Annotated in this window: 12 protein-coding genes; 4 read left to right on the plus strand and 8 right to left on the minus strand. The window is 50.4% G+C overall.

Annotation, left to right across the window (positions count from 1 at the left end; all coding sequences use genetic code 11):
- Positions 1-182 precede the first annotated feature (182 nt).
- The 3 genes from ACO0LL_RS21960 to ACO0LL_RS21970 all read right to left on the minus strand — a co-directional run bounded on the left by ACO0LL_RS21960 (position 183) and on the right by ACO0LL_RS21970 (position 4,269).
- On the minus strand, positions 183-2,324 hold the full coding sequence (locus ACO0LL_RS21960) for a UvrD-helicase domain-containing protein (protein WP_422952951.1): 2,142 nt from the start codon (positions 2,322-2,324) through the stop codon (positions 183-185).
- A 443-nt stretch (positions 2,325-2,767) separates the two neighbouring features.
- Positions 2,768-3,550, minus strand: a complete 783-nt coding sequence (locus tag ACO0LL_RS21965; RefSeq protein ID WP_422952952.1) for an ATP-grasp domain-containing protein — start codon at positions 3,548-3,550, stop codon at positions 2,768-2,770.
- Positions 3,551-3,816: 266 nt separating this feature from the next.
- A complete protein-coding gene (locus ACO0LL_RS21970; protein ID WP_422952953.1) occupies positions 3,817-4,269 on the minus strand; it encodes a cache domain-containing protein in 453 nt (150 codons plus the stop codon).
- A 217-nt stretch (positions 4,270-4,486) separates the two neighbouring features.
- Between ACO0LL_RS21970 and ACO0LL_RS21975 the strand changes: the two genes are divergently transcribed.
- Positions 4,487-5,104: a glutathione S-transferase family protein gene (locus ACO0LL_RS21975; protein ID WP_422952954.1), complete on the plus strand. Its 618-nt coding sequence runs from the start codon at positions 4,487-4,489 to the stop codon at positions 5,102-5,104.
- A gap of 7 nt (positions 5,105-5,111) precedes the next feature.
- Here the strand turns inward: ACO0LL_RS21975 and ACO0LL_RS21980 are convergent, their stop codons facing one another.
- The 4 genes from ACO0LL_RS21980 to ACO0LL_RS21995 form a co-directional block, all read right to left on the minus strand.
- Positions 5,112-5,588 (minus strand): Lrp/AsnC family transcriptional regulator, encoded by a 477-nt coding sequence (locus ACO0LL_RS21980; protein ID WP_422952955.1) that lies wholly within the window; start codon positions 5,586-5,588, stop codon positions 5,112-5,114.
- 35 nt (positions 5,589-5,623) lie between these two features.
- Positions 5,624-6,289: a hypothetical protein gene (locus ACO0LL_RS21985; RefSeq protein WP_422952956.1), complete on the minus strand. Its 666-nt coding sequence runs from the start codon at positions 6,287-6,289 to the stop codon at positions 5,624-5,626.
- A gap of 198 nt (positions 6,290-6,487) precedes the next feature.
- Positions 6,488-7,426, minus strand: coding sequence for a TIGR02285 family protein (locus tag ACO0LL_RS21990; RefSeq protein ID WP_422952957.1), 939 nt, complete (start codon positions 7,424-7,426; stop codon positions 6,488-6,490).
- 171 nt (positions 7,427-7,597) lie between these two features.
- The gene (locus ACO0LL_RS21995) at positions 7,598-8,440 is read right to left on the minus strand and encodes an oxidoreductase (protein WP_422952958.1); all 843 of its coding nucleotides are present in this window, start codon (positions 8,438-8,440) and stop codon (positions 7,598-7,600) included.
- Positions 8,441-8,641: 201 nt separating this feature from the next.
- Between ACO0LL_RS21995 and ACO0LL_RS22000 the strand changes: the two genes are divergently transcribed.
- The 3 genes from ACO0LL_RS22000 to ACO0LL_RS22010 all read left to right on the plus strand — a co-directional run bounded on the left by ACO0LL_RS22000 (position 8,642) and on the right by ACO0LL_RS22010 (position 10,655).
- Positions 8,642-9,583: an AraC family transcriptional regulator gene (locus ACO0LL_RS22000; RefSeq protein ID WP_422952959.1), complete on the plus strand. Its 942-nt coding sequence runs from the start codon at positions 8,642-8,644 to the stop codon at positions 9,581-9,583.
- A gap of 63 nt (positions 9,584-9,646) precedes the next feature.
- Positions 9,647-10,204: a hypothetical protein gene (locus ACO0LL_RS22005; protein WP_422952960.1), complete on the plus strand. Its 558-nt coding sequence runs from the start codon at positions 9,647-9,649 to the stop codon at positions 10,202-10,204.
- Positions 10,205-10,220: 16 nt separating this feature from the next.
- Positions 10,221-10,655 (plus strand): EamA family transporter, encoded by a 435-nt coding sequence (locus ACO0LL_RS22010; RefSeq protein WP_422952961.1) that lies wholly within the window; start codon positions 10,221-10,223, stop codon positions 10,653-10,655.
- A gap of 322 nt (positions 10,656-10,977) precedes the next feature.
- Here ACO0LL_RS22010 and ACO0LL_RS22015 read toward each other — a convergent pair whose 3' ends face one another.
- Complete coding sequence (locus ACO0LL_RS22015; protein WP_422952962.1) at positions 10,978-11,997, minus strand: alpha/beta hydrolase; 1,020 nt, start codon at positions 11,995-11,997, stop codon at positions 10,978-10,980.
- Positions 11,998-12,381: the final 384 nt, after the last annotated feature.

Raw genomic sequence — 12,381 nt, forward strand, 5'->3', positions numbered from 1 at the left:
AAAGATATGTCCTTTCGTTCGCTAACATCAAAAAAATAAGTCGCACGACTTTTCGGTATGTTAAGTGAGGGTTGACTTGTCTGTTACGTGTTCAATGTTGCTATGACTTGACGATAAAAACCTTGATCAACAAAGCACGTTACGCAAGGTCAGATAACAAAAGATATGCCATAGAGGGTATATCAAAGCCATTGCTCAAATGGTTTGGGGTCACTGTCATTCTCAATATACCAGGCCTTGCGTGCCCAATCAAACTTTGCACCCATCGATTTCACTAATTTCCCTTCTTCAAATTTTGTCTTGAGATAACGCCGGTTTGTTCGTGGGGTTCTCTGTATATTTTCATTCCGCTGAACTGCGAGATTCGCACGCGAAACGGTTTCGGGAATCTTCATTTTCTTAATGAACTGGCTTCTGCGGCCTGGGTCATTTGGAGTAATAAGTGTAAGCCGAGATATAGTTCTTGTTGCCCCGACATAGAACAGATTCCTTTCCTCCTCAAGATCAAACATCACATTGGGAAATTCGTCAGTTTCTAGGAATGGCAAAATAACGTGAGGGAATTCTTTTCCTTTAGCATTGCTTACACAGTCGAGAACTACAAATCCCTTTTCTCTTTTTTTTGTAGCAAAAGCTTCAGAAAAATTAACCGTTAGCCAAAATTCCTGCAACGTTTGGTCTGCCTTGACTGCGACTGACAAAAAACCTGAAATCGACTTCGTTACAACGCTTGCTTCGTAAGGTCTGACATATATTTTTGCCGCCATGGCTTCCAGATTCAAGTGCTTCGAAATATTCCTAATTATTACATCAACTTTAGTGCCGGGCGATACGCTTTGCATGTATTTGACGGCTTGATTAAGTAGACCTGTAGGGTCATTAGAATTGCTCGGCGCGACATATCGATCAAAAAAGAATATGAGGACATCTGGATTTTTCGCAATTTGATATTTCACACTTTCAATTTCTTTTGCATCGATTTGAATTTCACCAAAAAGTATCAGTGCATCAATGATGCCGCATCTTACCGGGTAAGACTTTACGGAACCCAAATCCTTCAATGCGATAGCCATTATGCCGCGAAGAAATAAAATCTCTTCGCGCTGCAGATAGCTTGCCATTTCAGGAGTTTTGTAGGGAATTTCTGCTTCCTTGAGCGCGTTTTCTATTGCGATAGATTGGTGCCACCCTCGCATTAAAATGGCGCAACCATCAATGGGATTTCGATCACGCTTCCACTTAGTGATGGCATCCACTACACATGCAGCACAACCTTCGGCAGTGCCATCATAATGCGCTACCTTGATTTCTGTTTCGTTCGCTACGTAGGATTCAAAATCCTTCCCGGTAAAATTCTGCATCGGGTAAGCTAAGTGCGGGCCGTGGCGATAGGTAATGGTGAGGGGATACTGTTGAAGGAAAGGGAATTCTTGTTTAAAGCGCGTAGTCAGAAATTCGCGGTTTGCCCCGAGCGTACTGTGTATCACTTGATCTTTGTCACCTGCGCCAACAAAAAAGCATCGGGGTTTTTTGATTAAGGCACAGAGAATTGAGAATGCAGCTTCATTTAAATCATGCAACTCATCACAGACAACCGTACGATAATCACGAAAATTCTGCGCAGTTTGCGGATCGGCAGTTAGTCGTCGCGCCAGGTCGTAGGTCGCATCGAATGGGCCACGAAATACCGGGTGATCGTTGTAGCCCAGTCGGATTCTTTCGTATTCGCGGGCTACCAGGTACTCAGTTGGATTTACGTTGAGGCGCTCGTACACTGTATCAAGCTCGTCTATTTCAAAGTCTGCGTCCAGATCCAGATTCTTCTTGGCTTTCAACTTTAATTGAATGTCGAGAAATTGATTGATCGCTCTACTGGTTTGGGCTAATCCCTGAAACTCCATGAGGTGACCGTAACGCTCATACACTTGCTCCATTGCAGCCAAGACATGTTTCTTTTGCTGCCGTGGAAGCATGCAAGATTCTATCTTTTCGCTATCTTCAACTTTGGCAAGTTCACTTACAGAAAATTCCTCAAATGTGGCAATCTCAATTCGTTTTACGACGGAGAAATGGATCCCAATATCTATTAGACGTTGTTGCATAACGTCACGGGCGGTTGAGGTAAAAACGAGAGCCAAAATACTTTCTGGTGTAATATTATTTGTTATAGCTTGACCAACTCGGAACGCTAACGTAGTCGTTTTCGCAGCACCTGCATTGGCTTCAGCTATGATTACTTTGTGCTTTGCAAGCTGGATATCGATTTGCTCTTCATTAGGAATTAAGAGTTTCGGTATAAACTGAGTTGGCTCGTATTCGTTCATTAGGACTAATTTCCTTGTCGGGAGGTTAGTATGCTATTACCAATGTAGCATGATAAGCCTGTTGTCGTGAAGTGCAGAATGATTGTAAGCTTTAGAAATTGCTGATCTGGTTAAGACGGACACCTTGGTGTATAGACCAAACGCTTCCCCTTAAAAAGCACCGTGAATAATTGAGTGATTCTCAGCGATCATGATTACGGAATTTTTCGGCGAAATTGCATTTACAATGGAAAAGCTCGAACGTAAGGACAAAAGGTGATTCGTAGAATCCCGTCACTCAAAACCAAGCGCATGTTGGAAGCCGGGATACAGACCATCAATATTTCTCTGCCTTTATCTTGACCAGGACAAGGGAATATTGCCTGTGATTAGCTAATCACAGGCAATTTGAACATCTTGTGTATGCGAAGACCATATATCAGTCCTTCACGACAGATATTCAATCATGAATGATCCATGAACATCTTCAAAAACTTCGCCGCATCCCATTTCTTGCGATCAGAAACCTGACCGTCGCCGAGCTCCATCAACCGCGCTACGCCTTGACTATTCAAAACGATGTCGATGGAAAAGAACGGGCTGTCTATGCGTCGTGCGATATCCAACACGATATCGGGTATCACATCATCACGCGCATGGACACGGCCACCCAATACAAAGTAGCGCTCTTCTGTTTCAGGCAATAGCTCTTCAAACTCACGCACGCAGATGCCGCCTTCAATCTGGCCGCGGTAGCGTTCTATCAGACTGACGATTTCGCGCACCTCGTCTGCATTGCGTGCTACCGATCCTCGGCTCGTGGTCAGGGACTTCACATAGTCCTTGACGAAATACGCTTGCCAGCCTGTGTTTGCCAGTGCCGCGTCAAAATCGTCATCGCGCATCAGGAAGATGGTGTCTGGTGTCACGTTGCGGCAAGCCTCATACCATGCAGGCAAATAATGACATTGCCTGTATTGATGGGCAGTAGTGAGCAGAGTGGCATTTTTTGCTGCAATTGCCTGCTCCAGTTGGGCGTAGCGCTCTGGTGTCAGCATCCAGCCTCTGTAAATAATGTTCCCGCTGAACTGGTTTGCCGGTCTGGGCCTGAAGTCACCCGACTCAAAGTCTTCTGCCGAAAACAGGAAACAGGTCAGGCCTTTCGCTTTGGCCGCATGGAATTCTTCTGCATAGGCTTCATCAGGCTGGTTCTTGTCAAAGGGATCGCAGGGATAGAGAAGTTGCATGTTTTATTTTTCTGGTTTTTGTATAGATGCTTGCTTGCGCAATTTCAGTCTGTCACTTCAGATGATTAAATCAAAGATGACCGTGACAGTAGGGCGCATTGTAATGCGCCGCATGAGATCATTGCAAACGTGGGAGAAATATCGATGCCGTACACGCTGCGTGCATACGAACATTGCAATACGCCTTACGTACCAGCGTAATTAAGCGATTGAAGACGTGCGATTACGCTGCGCTAATCGCACCTACGCGATGCATCTCGACTGCATCAATTGCCTTTATAAATCCCTGCTTCGAGCGTGTAGTCACCGCTGCGTACATAGTAGGTGGATTTATTTTCCAGTTGTTTGGTGACGGGGTTGTTGTAGCGGTAATCGACCCAGCCCTTGCCCTTGGATTTTGCGCCTTCGACGATTTCCTTGCGGAAGAGTTTACCGTCTGCATCTGGCAAGACAATCATGTTTTTGCCTACCAGCTTGGGATTGACGGGATGGGCGAGAGTGGTGCCATCCAGACTGCGCACGACGAGATAAAGGTCGCCTTTGAGGAATTCAGGGTTTTTATTATTAACTTCTTTGATGAGCGCTTCAATACTGTTTTTCTTGACATAGGCCAGACCTTTTTCAACCATATCGATAGCATCAGACGGGTTGTCCGCATAGGCATTCGGAAAAATCATGGAACTTAACAAAGCCAGAAAAATCAGCGCGAAACGTTTCATGGTGTCTCCCTTTATGGTATTGATATTGGTATTGGTCTTGGCTCAGTATAGGCAAGTCGCATGAGTGAGACAAGCTATATTGCAGAAAAGCCGCATGGACAATGCGACAAATGCGGGGAAAATTCAGACACTCTGATTTAGCATGTCTTTTCAGCACAGCCAGTGGAATATCCCTCAGGCTTGTTATATTTTCATGCAAACTCAGGACGCTTTCATTATGCAACTACTCTACCAAACCCATTCTCCCTATGCCCGCAAGGCATTGGTATTCGCCCATGAAGCTGGCCTGGCCGGGCAGATAGAAGTCATCCATCATGAAACCAGCCCGACCAATCGTAATGAAGCTGTGTATGCGCAAAACCCTCTGGGCAAGGTGCCAGTGTTGCTACGCCCCGGCTTGCCGCCGCTGTTTGATTCTGATGTGATTTGTGAATATCTTGATACCCTGCACACTGGCAGGCCCTTGATCCCGCGCGAGGGTGAGGCGCACTGGCATGCCTTGCGGGTGCAGGCAGTGGCCAAGGGCATGGCAGACTCTGGCATCGCAGTGCGCTGGGAAACCTCGCGCCGCCCGGAAGCCCTGCGCTACCCGCCGCTACGTGATGGTCATACGCAAAAGCTGCTGGCCAGCTATGACTGGCTGGAGCAAGAACTGGATATCGATGGCCAAGTCCATATCGGCCACATCGCCGTGGCAACATCCTTGAGCTGGCTGGAATTTCGCGGCTTGCCCGGTTTCAGGGATGGTCGCCCCAGGCTGGTGGCATGGTATGAAACATTCATCAACCGCCCGTCCATGCTGGCGACGCCTCTGTCAGGTGAAACCCAGGACTGAGCTGTATTTATTCAGCCTCGTCGAGTGGCACAGGGATAGTCAAACCGCGCTTGACCAGACCCAGGCTGACATTGGTGGTGAAGCGCCTGACGTTGACATTCTCTTGCATGAGGCGCGACATCAGGGCATCAAAGGCTTCCATATGGGGTGCGGTGACGATGAGGACAAAATCAACTTCGCCGGTGACGTAAAAGGCTTGCTGTATATGTTCATGCTCATTGAGCCAGGTGCGCAGTTGCGCCAGCAGTTCTGGCCGTTCGCGCTCAACTTCGAGTGAGACGATGAAAAAATTCGGACGGCCAATTTTAAGCGGATCAACGATTGCAGCATCCCGCAGGATGACACCCTGCTCACGCATGCGGCGCAGGCGTCTTTGTATGGCAGATGGTGACAGCGGCACCTGTTCAGCCAGGCGCTCAGCCGCCAGGCTGGAATCTTGCTGCACGAGATTGAGTAACTGGCGGTCGAATCTGTCAAGTTGCATGGTGAACAGGGGCTGAGGCAAAAGTCATCATGACCTCAGCCTGGCGGGAAATTGAAATCACGCCTGACAGCGGCATAGCCAGGGTAAGCAGCACTCCTGGCGAAACTCATCTCTTCTGATTGCCACAAGTGGATCATGTCATTGCCTTGCGCAAAGAACAGGTAGCCCGTTTTTGTAAAACCCAATACATCGAACTTGCGGGACCATGGCCCAGTCATATACACACTGGTCTGGCCAGTTTTGCTTATCTTGTGGATCAAGGGCCGATGTTTATCGTCCCAGTTACCACCGAAATAAATATTACCCTCGGCATCAATAGCCAAGCCGGTGGAGGGTGTCGCCAGCTTGTGGAACACTGCACCTTTGCCGCTCTGATCATACCTGCTGATCTGCCCGTCATTGCATTCAACCACAAGATCATTGCCATGCGCACTGATGTAAACGGGGCGGTTGATGGCAGCCAGATCACGCACCTTGCCCTGCTGGTCTATCACTTTCAGCATATTGGCCCCGGTATCGGCGACATATAAAAGATTGTCGCTGCCAAATGCGATGCCATTGGGCCTGCCCAGGCCGGTTGCAAAGACACGCGTCCCTGTATCACTGGCAATGCGGATGGATCCTGTACCGCTGTCGGCAAAATACAGTTGATTATCGGCATCAAACGCCAGCCCGGCAGGCGCATTGGCATCGGTCGCCATCACGCGCGTGCTTGACGTCTGAAAATCGGTTTTGACTATGCAGTTAAGTGTGCTTGAAGTACTGAATATTGTCGTCGTGTCGTTTGCCATAATGAATAAGCCAGTAAGTAGGATAGCTAAGGTTAAGGAGTGAGGGTAATTATTCTACAATCAATTACGTGGCAGGTCTGCGCCTGCAAAGATTATTTATCGGCCGCTTTATTTACGTGCTCTTGCCTTGACAGGAAAAGCCAGGTTAAACACCTGGCGCGCCAGTGGGTGCGCATCTTCTGGCAACCAGCCTTCGTAATAGGCGGCGATGGCTTCGAGTATGTCGCGGCGGGCGAGTATGGTATTGATCTGCTCGATGACTTGCTCGCCAAACGGACCTTTGGAACAGGCAGCATAGCCGGACAGGAAAGCCGGTTGCTCTTGCAGCGGATAGAATTTCAGATCGACAAAATCAGCACTGTCGCGGTTGTTGAGGAAATTGGCTTCATACGGGTAGCCGAGGATGAGGTTGACACGGCCCAGGGCATTCATCTGGAACAGGCTTTTTGCTGCATTGGGGGCGCTGTTCAAAAAGATATTTTTCTTGCCCTTGTAGATTGCCAGCAGATCGTCTATCGCTGCACCGTAGCTGCGGCCACTTTGCACACCGACAGTCAGTACTTCGTCTTCCAGCAGCTTGCTGAAATTGAGTTTATCACCGGCAAGTAAATAAGGGCGCAGTTGGGCAATTTGCGCACGCGGTATCATGGCACCGGGTGGTATCTGGGCAAAGAATGGCGTGGAGAACACCATGGTTTTTTCACGCTCGGCATTTTTGAACAGGCCAAGCGCGCAGGCATTGCCTTCATCCCTGAGCATGAGCTCGAGACGCTTGAGTGGCACGTTGATGAACTTGTGCTGATAGCCCGGCAGGTTCGGAATGAGATGACGTTGCAGCGCCAGATCAACAATGCCCTCACCTTTGCCCGGCCCCTCAGGTATATACAAAGGAGGCAGCGGGAAAACATACCAGTTGATCTCGCTGGCGGCCTGATTTGCAGCCTGACTTGTACTCTGTATCAGGCCACTGGCAAGCAAGCTGGCGATCAGGGCAGTGCCTTTGATCCACTTTCCTGCACGCGCTGATAGATATGAAACAAGCTGCATCCACCCTCTCCCTGATCACCATTACACAACAACATCGTGCCAGTATGTCACATTTTGTCAGTTTGACAAAGATAGTGGAGAGGTGCTTTTGTAGGGTGCGCCATGCGTACCGTTTTTGTTCAACATGATTCAAAGACGGTGCGCACGGCGCACCCTACTGCGATACCTGCGTTACGCAAAATCCCCATCTGTCGATACCGATAAGACCCGCCATTGCTGCAACTCTTGCCGGTGTTTTTCGAGGCTGGCACCAACAACCTCTATCGCGTCTGAACCTGCGGCATAACGCAATGGTGGTTCTGCCATATTGCTGATGGTTACCACAGCAGCCCCCAGTTTGACCGGGTCACCGGCTTGCTGGTGGTTGTAGCTGGCAAAAGTCTCGCGGCTGTTGATGCCGCTGCTGGCGTAGTCGGCAATGGTTTTGTCACCATAGCGTACCGACGTCTGATCCAGGAAATCAGTACGAAAGAAGCCAGGTTCAACGATAGTGATATGTATGCCAAAGCGTGCTACTTCCAGCGCCAGTGATTCTGAAAAACCTTCTATCGCGAACTTGCTGGCGCAATAGACAGATGCGCTTTCAAAACCGGCGACGCCGCCTATTGAAGACAGGTTAAAGATATGCCCGCGTCTTTGCTCACGCATGACCGGCAAGGCAGCGCGTGCCATGTTCATGCTGCCATACACATTGGTGTCGAATTGCTGGCGTATCTCTGCCGTGCTGATTTCTTCAAACAGACCCAGCTGACCATAGCCCGCATTATTGACCAGCACATCGAGGCTGTCAAACTGTGTGCAGGCTGCCTTGACGGCTGCTTGTGCCTGGGCTTCATCATTGACGTCGAGTGTCAGTGCCAGCACCCTGTCACCATAGCTGGCGAACTGGCTTTGCAGTTTGCTGATATCGCGGCCAGTGACGACGACCTTGTCGCCGGCATCGAGTGCGGCTTTGGCGATGGCTGCGCCTATGCCACGGGTGGCACCAGTAATTAACCAGGTTTTTTGTTTCATGATCTGCCTTTCAAGGATGACCGCTGATTGCGGAATGTAGCCATGATAGGCAGCCTGCGTCATAAGCTAAATGCCGGAAACTTTCTGATTCTTGCCTAATCCTATTTCTGGCAGCAATTCGGCGAGCAAAGTGCCCAGGATTATTGCTATGATGAATGCCTGTTCCTCTCTGGCCATCTTTGAGCACGATATAAGCAAAACATGCAAAACAAGGACGACATCAATCAGCAACTGGCCACCATGGTCGCCACCATGGCGCGGCAGGAAGGTTTTACTGCATCTGCACTCGACTATGTGCATTTCATGCGTAGCGAGCAAGCCTACAGCCGCACGCCGGTGATGTATGAACCCTGCATCTGCATCATCGTGCAGGGGCGCAAGCGTGCCTATCTGGGTGAAGCGATGTACACCTATGATGCGCGGCAATACCTGGTGGTATCTGCCCCCATGCCTTTTGAAGCAGATACTGAGGCGAGCCCCGAGCAACCGATGCTGGGCATACACCTGGGCATACAACAGACGCTGGCTGCCGAACTGGCACTGGCCGTGCAGGAAGCGCAGCAGTTGCAAGCCGATGTGCCTGCCAACGCCACAATTACCCCCACCTTCATGTACGCCACCGAGGTTGACGATACCCTGGCAGCCGCCGTGCTGCGCCTGTTGCGGGCACTGGCATCACCGCTGGAAGCCAGGATACTTGCACCTGCCATCGTGCGGGAAATCTACTTCCGCATCCTCATGGGTGAACAGGGTGCAGCAATGCGGGCGGCACTGAGCCAGGGCAGTCATTTTCAAAAAATCACCCGTGCCTTGCGCAAAATACACGATGGCTTTAGCGACAAGCTTGATGTCGATAGTCTGGCGCGTGAATCGGGCATGAGCCTGCCCGCCTTTCACCTGCATTTCAAGCAGGTCACAAGTACCACGCCTATCCAGTACATCAAGGCCATGCGACTGCACAAGGCGCGCCTGTTGATGATACGTTCAGGCATGAATGCCTATACCGCATCGAATACCGTGGGTTATGAAAGCAGCTCGCAGTTCAGCCGTGAATTCAAGCGCCTGTTTGGCCGCAGCCCGCTGGAAGAAGTCAGGCAAATGCGCAATGTCTTGCGCATGCATGAAGGGGCTGGCTTGTCTTAATCAAAATACAAGGTAAAATAATCCTGTCCCCGAGCCTGTCTATCTTCAGCAAGGAGTTTCCCCATGGCGATTACCATAGTCAACAATACTGGCTACGAAGCGTTTCTCACCATCAACAAAGGCGACCTTGTCATTGCGAACTGGGCGCGTACAGAGAGTGGCCACACGCTGGAGATCCCCACCCATATCATAGGCACCATCCTCGCCAAGGCCAACTTCCAGAACCGGGAATACGTGTCAGACAGGATGCAGTTGAACGACACCGCCGCTTATATCGCCCAGATCGAGCAGGACCTGGAAAACAAATCTTATGTCTTGCGCGTGGTGGAAAGCGGCAGCAGCGCACCACCATTCATGCAGTTGTACAAGACCTGTACACCGCCAGTCAGTTTCATCATCCAGATGCATGGCCTGTTCGAGCAGGAAATCACTCAGTCACGCGGCTTTATTCCCTACAATTTGCGCAGCGGGCCCGCTTATACACTGCAAGCCGTCATCAATGGCATCACCCTGCCGCCCGTGCATTTCAGTGACGAGAATGCGACGATTACAGCAGAGACGGTGCAAAATGGTCCCGCCGCAGGTTTTTACAGGCTGAACGTGGCGCAATCCAAAACTTGAAAACCAGAGGCAAGCCATGAGTACATCCAACGCCTGGTTTTATTGGGCTGCCCTGTCGGCGATGTTTGCAGCGATGACGGCCATTTTTGCCAAGATAGGCATACAGGGCGTGGATTCTGACCTTGCCACCCTGATCCGTACCGCCATCATCATCGTCGTGCTGTCGCTGTTTGTGGTGTATGCCGGTAAATGGGTAAACCCGCTGGAGCTGTCTGGCAAGACCTGGCTGTTTCTGACTTTGTCTGGCCTGGCCACGGGTGCATCATGGGTATGCTATTTCCGCGCTTTGAAGCTTGGTGATGCATCCAAGGTCGCACCTGTCGATAAATTCAGCCTGGTGCTGGTGGCAGTGTTTGCGTTTGCGTTTCTGGATGAACGGCCATCCTTGCGGGAATGGGCAGGTATAGGCATGGTGGCGGGCGGGGTTTTGTTGTTGGCGTTTAAGCGGTGAGGTTGTTGCGAATCTCTGCTTCGTTGCCGGGCATTTGTAGGGTGCGCCGTGCGCACCATTAGCACGTAGGTTGGGCCGAGCCTCGCCAGGCTACGAGGTATCAGCCCAACACTTAGTATTTGCAATACGTGTACGTCATTTGGACGCCGAGTGTTGGGCTGATGAAGCGTAGCCTAGCGAGGCCCGGCCCAACCTAGGTACGATTTTGTAAGGTGCGCCGTGCGCACCATCAGCGCATGTTGCAAGATAAGCGGTGCGCACGGCGCACCCTACAAACCTGGACAAACCATCAAGCTTCTATGAAATGCGAAGCGTCCGGCTCTTACTTCAAACTCGCCTTCAATTCACTACCTGCCTGCAGCATCGCTGAGCGCACTGCCGGTACTTTGGCCAGTACATTCAACAAACCAAAATCATGGATCATGCCCTTGTAGCGCACAGTCGTGACCTTGACGCCGGCGGCATCGAGTTTGCGGCCATAAGCTTCGCCTTCATCGCGCAGGACATCGAATTCTGCGGTTTGTATCAGGGCTGGTGGCAGGCCTGTCAATTGCTCATTAGTCGCACGTAATGGGGATGCATAAATCTCATGGCGTTTGGCTGCGTCGGTCGTGTAATTGTCCCAGAACCATTTCATCATATTGCGTGTCAGGAAATGACCGTCGGCAAACTGCTTATAGGATTCATTATTGAAGTCGGCATCTGTTACCGGCCACAACAGGATTTGTGAACGCAGTTTGGGGCCGCCCTTGTCCTTGGCCATGAGGCTGACCACTGTCGCCATATTGCCGCCTACGCTATTGCCTGCGACAGCCAGTCGGCTGCCATCGACCTGGATTTCCTTGCCGTGTTCAGCGACCCATTTGGTGGCTGCATAAGCCTGTTGAACGGCGACGCCATAACCAGCTTCTGGTGAGGGTGTGTAATTGACGAAGATGGCAACGGCACCGGATTCTGCCACCAGGTCACGCACCAGTCTTTCATGGGTAGGATAATCGCCGAGTACCCAGCCGCCGCCGTGGAAGTACATAAAGCCGGGCAAGGTTTTTTTAACGCCGGCCGGGCGCACGATCGTCAGTTTGATGTCGCCACCATCGACCTTGATGATTTTTTCAGATACATCGGCAGCAGGCAATGTCAGCTTGACGCCAGCCTGTGCACCGACCAGTACGCCACGTGCATCAGCTACTGGCAATTGTTCCAGCGGCTTGCCGCCTCCCGCTTCCAGCGCTTGCAAGAAGGCCTGGGTAGTCAGCTCAACACCGGGGCTGCCTGCTGCAAAGGCATTGCTGATGGAGAGGCTGATGGCTGTTGCAGCGAGCAGGGATTTCAGGTGTGTCATGGTCATTTCCTTTTCATGTTATGGCAGTGTGATTACTGCGTGGTGACTACATTGGGGTGCTACAAACTGGTTTTCTTTCTTCTTGCTAAAATCTTTTTCCAGACTTTTCTAGCCATGAATTTAAATAATTAACTATTAAATAGTGCACTATATATTTACCAAACTGCTGAAGGCGCAACAAATTCCCGGCCATACAAAATCGCCCATGCTTAAAGTGTCAGTAGCCATCTCTTCAACATCAGCCATGTCCCGTAATGTCCCGTAGGAGCGGCTTTAGCCGCGAACATTCAGCCGTGTCGATTATTCATATCGATCAAGCATTCGCTGCTAAAGCCACTCCTACGCCATCAATGCAAATCAGCACAAATAAACATAACAAACTAT

It is taken from the genome of Undibacterium sp. TC4M20W (assembly GCF_049340245.1).
Taxonomy (GTDB): Bacteria; Pseudomonadota; Gammaproteobacteria; order Burkholderiales; family Burkholderiaceae_D; genus Undibacterium.

What these genes read in the sequence shown, in the direction of transcription:
- ACO0LL_RS21960 (WP_422952951.1), bottom strand. Translation starts at nt 2,324, where the DNA reads ATGAACGAATACGAGCCAACTCAGTTTATACCGAAACTCTTAATTCCT.
- ACO0LL_RS21965 (WP_422952952.1), bottom strand. Translation starts at nt 3,550, where the DNA reads ATGCAACTTCTCTATCCCTGCGATCCCTTTGACAAGAACCAGCCTGAT.
- ACO0LL_RS21970 (WP_422952953.1), bottom strand. Translation starts at nt 4,269, where the DNA reads ATGAAACGTTTCGCGCTGATTTTTCTGGCTTTGTTAAGTTCCATGATT.
- ACO0LL_RS21975 (WP_422952954.1), top strand. Translation starts at nt 4,487, where the DNA reads ATGCAACTACTCTACCAAACCCATTCTCCCTATGCCCGCAAGGCATTG.
- ACO0LL_RS21980 (WP_422952955.1), bottom strand. Translation starts at nt 5,588, where the DNA reads ATGCAACTTGACAGATTCGACCGCCAGTTACTCAATCTCGTGCAGCAA.
- ACO0LL_RS21985 (WP_422952956.1), bottom strand. Translation starts at nt 6,289, where the DNA reads ATGGCGACCGATGCCAATGCGCCTGCCGGGCTGGCGTTTGATGCCGAT.
- ACO0LL_RS21990 (WP_422952957.1), bottom strand. Translation starts at nt 7,426, where the DNA reads ATGCAGCTTGTTTCATATCTATCAGCGCGTGCAGGAAAGTGGATCAAA.
- ACO0LL_RS21995 (WP_422952958.1), bottom strand. Translation starts at nt 8,440, where the DNA reads ATGAAACAAAAAACCTGGTTAATTACTGGTGCCACCCGTGGCATAGGC.
- ACO0LL_RS22000 (WP_422952959.1), top strand. Translation starts at nt 8,642, where the DNA reads ATGCAAAACAAGGACGACATCAATCAGCAACTGGCCACCATGGTCGCC.
- ACO0LL_RS22005 (WP_422952960.1), top strand. Translation starts at nt 9,647, where the DNA reads ATGGCGATTACCATAGTCAACAATACTGGCTACGAAGCGTTTCTCACC.
- ACO0LL_RS22010 (WP_422952961.1), top strand. Translation starts at nt 10,221, where the DNA reads ATGAGTACATCCAACGCCTGGTTTTATTGGGCTGCCCTGTCGGCGATG.
- ACO0LL_RS22015 (WP_422952962.1), bottom strand. Translation starts at nt 11,997, where the DNA reads ATGACACACCTGAAATCCCTGCTCGCTGCAACAGCCATCAGCCTCTCC.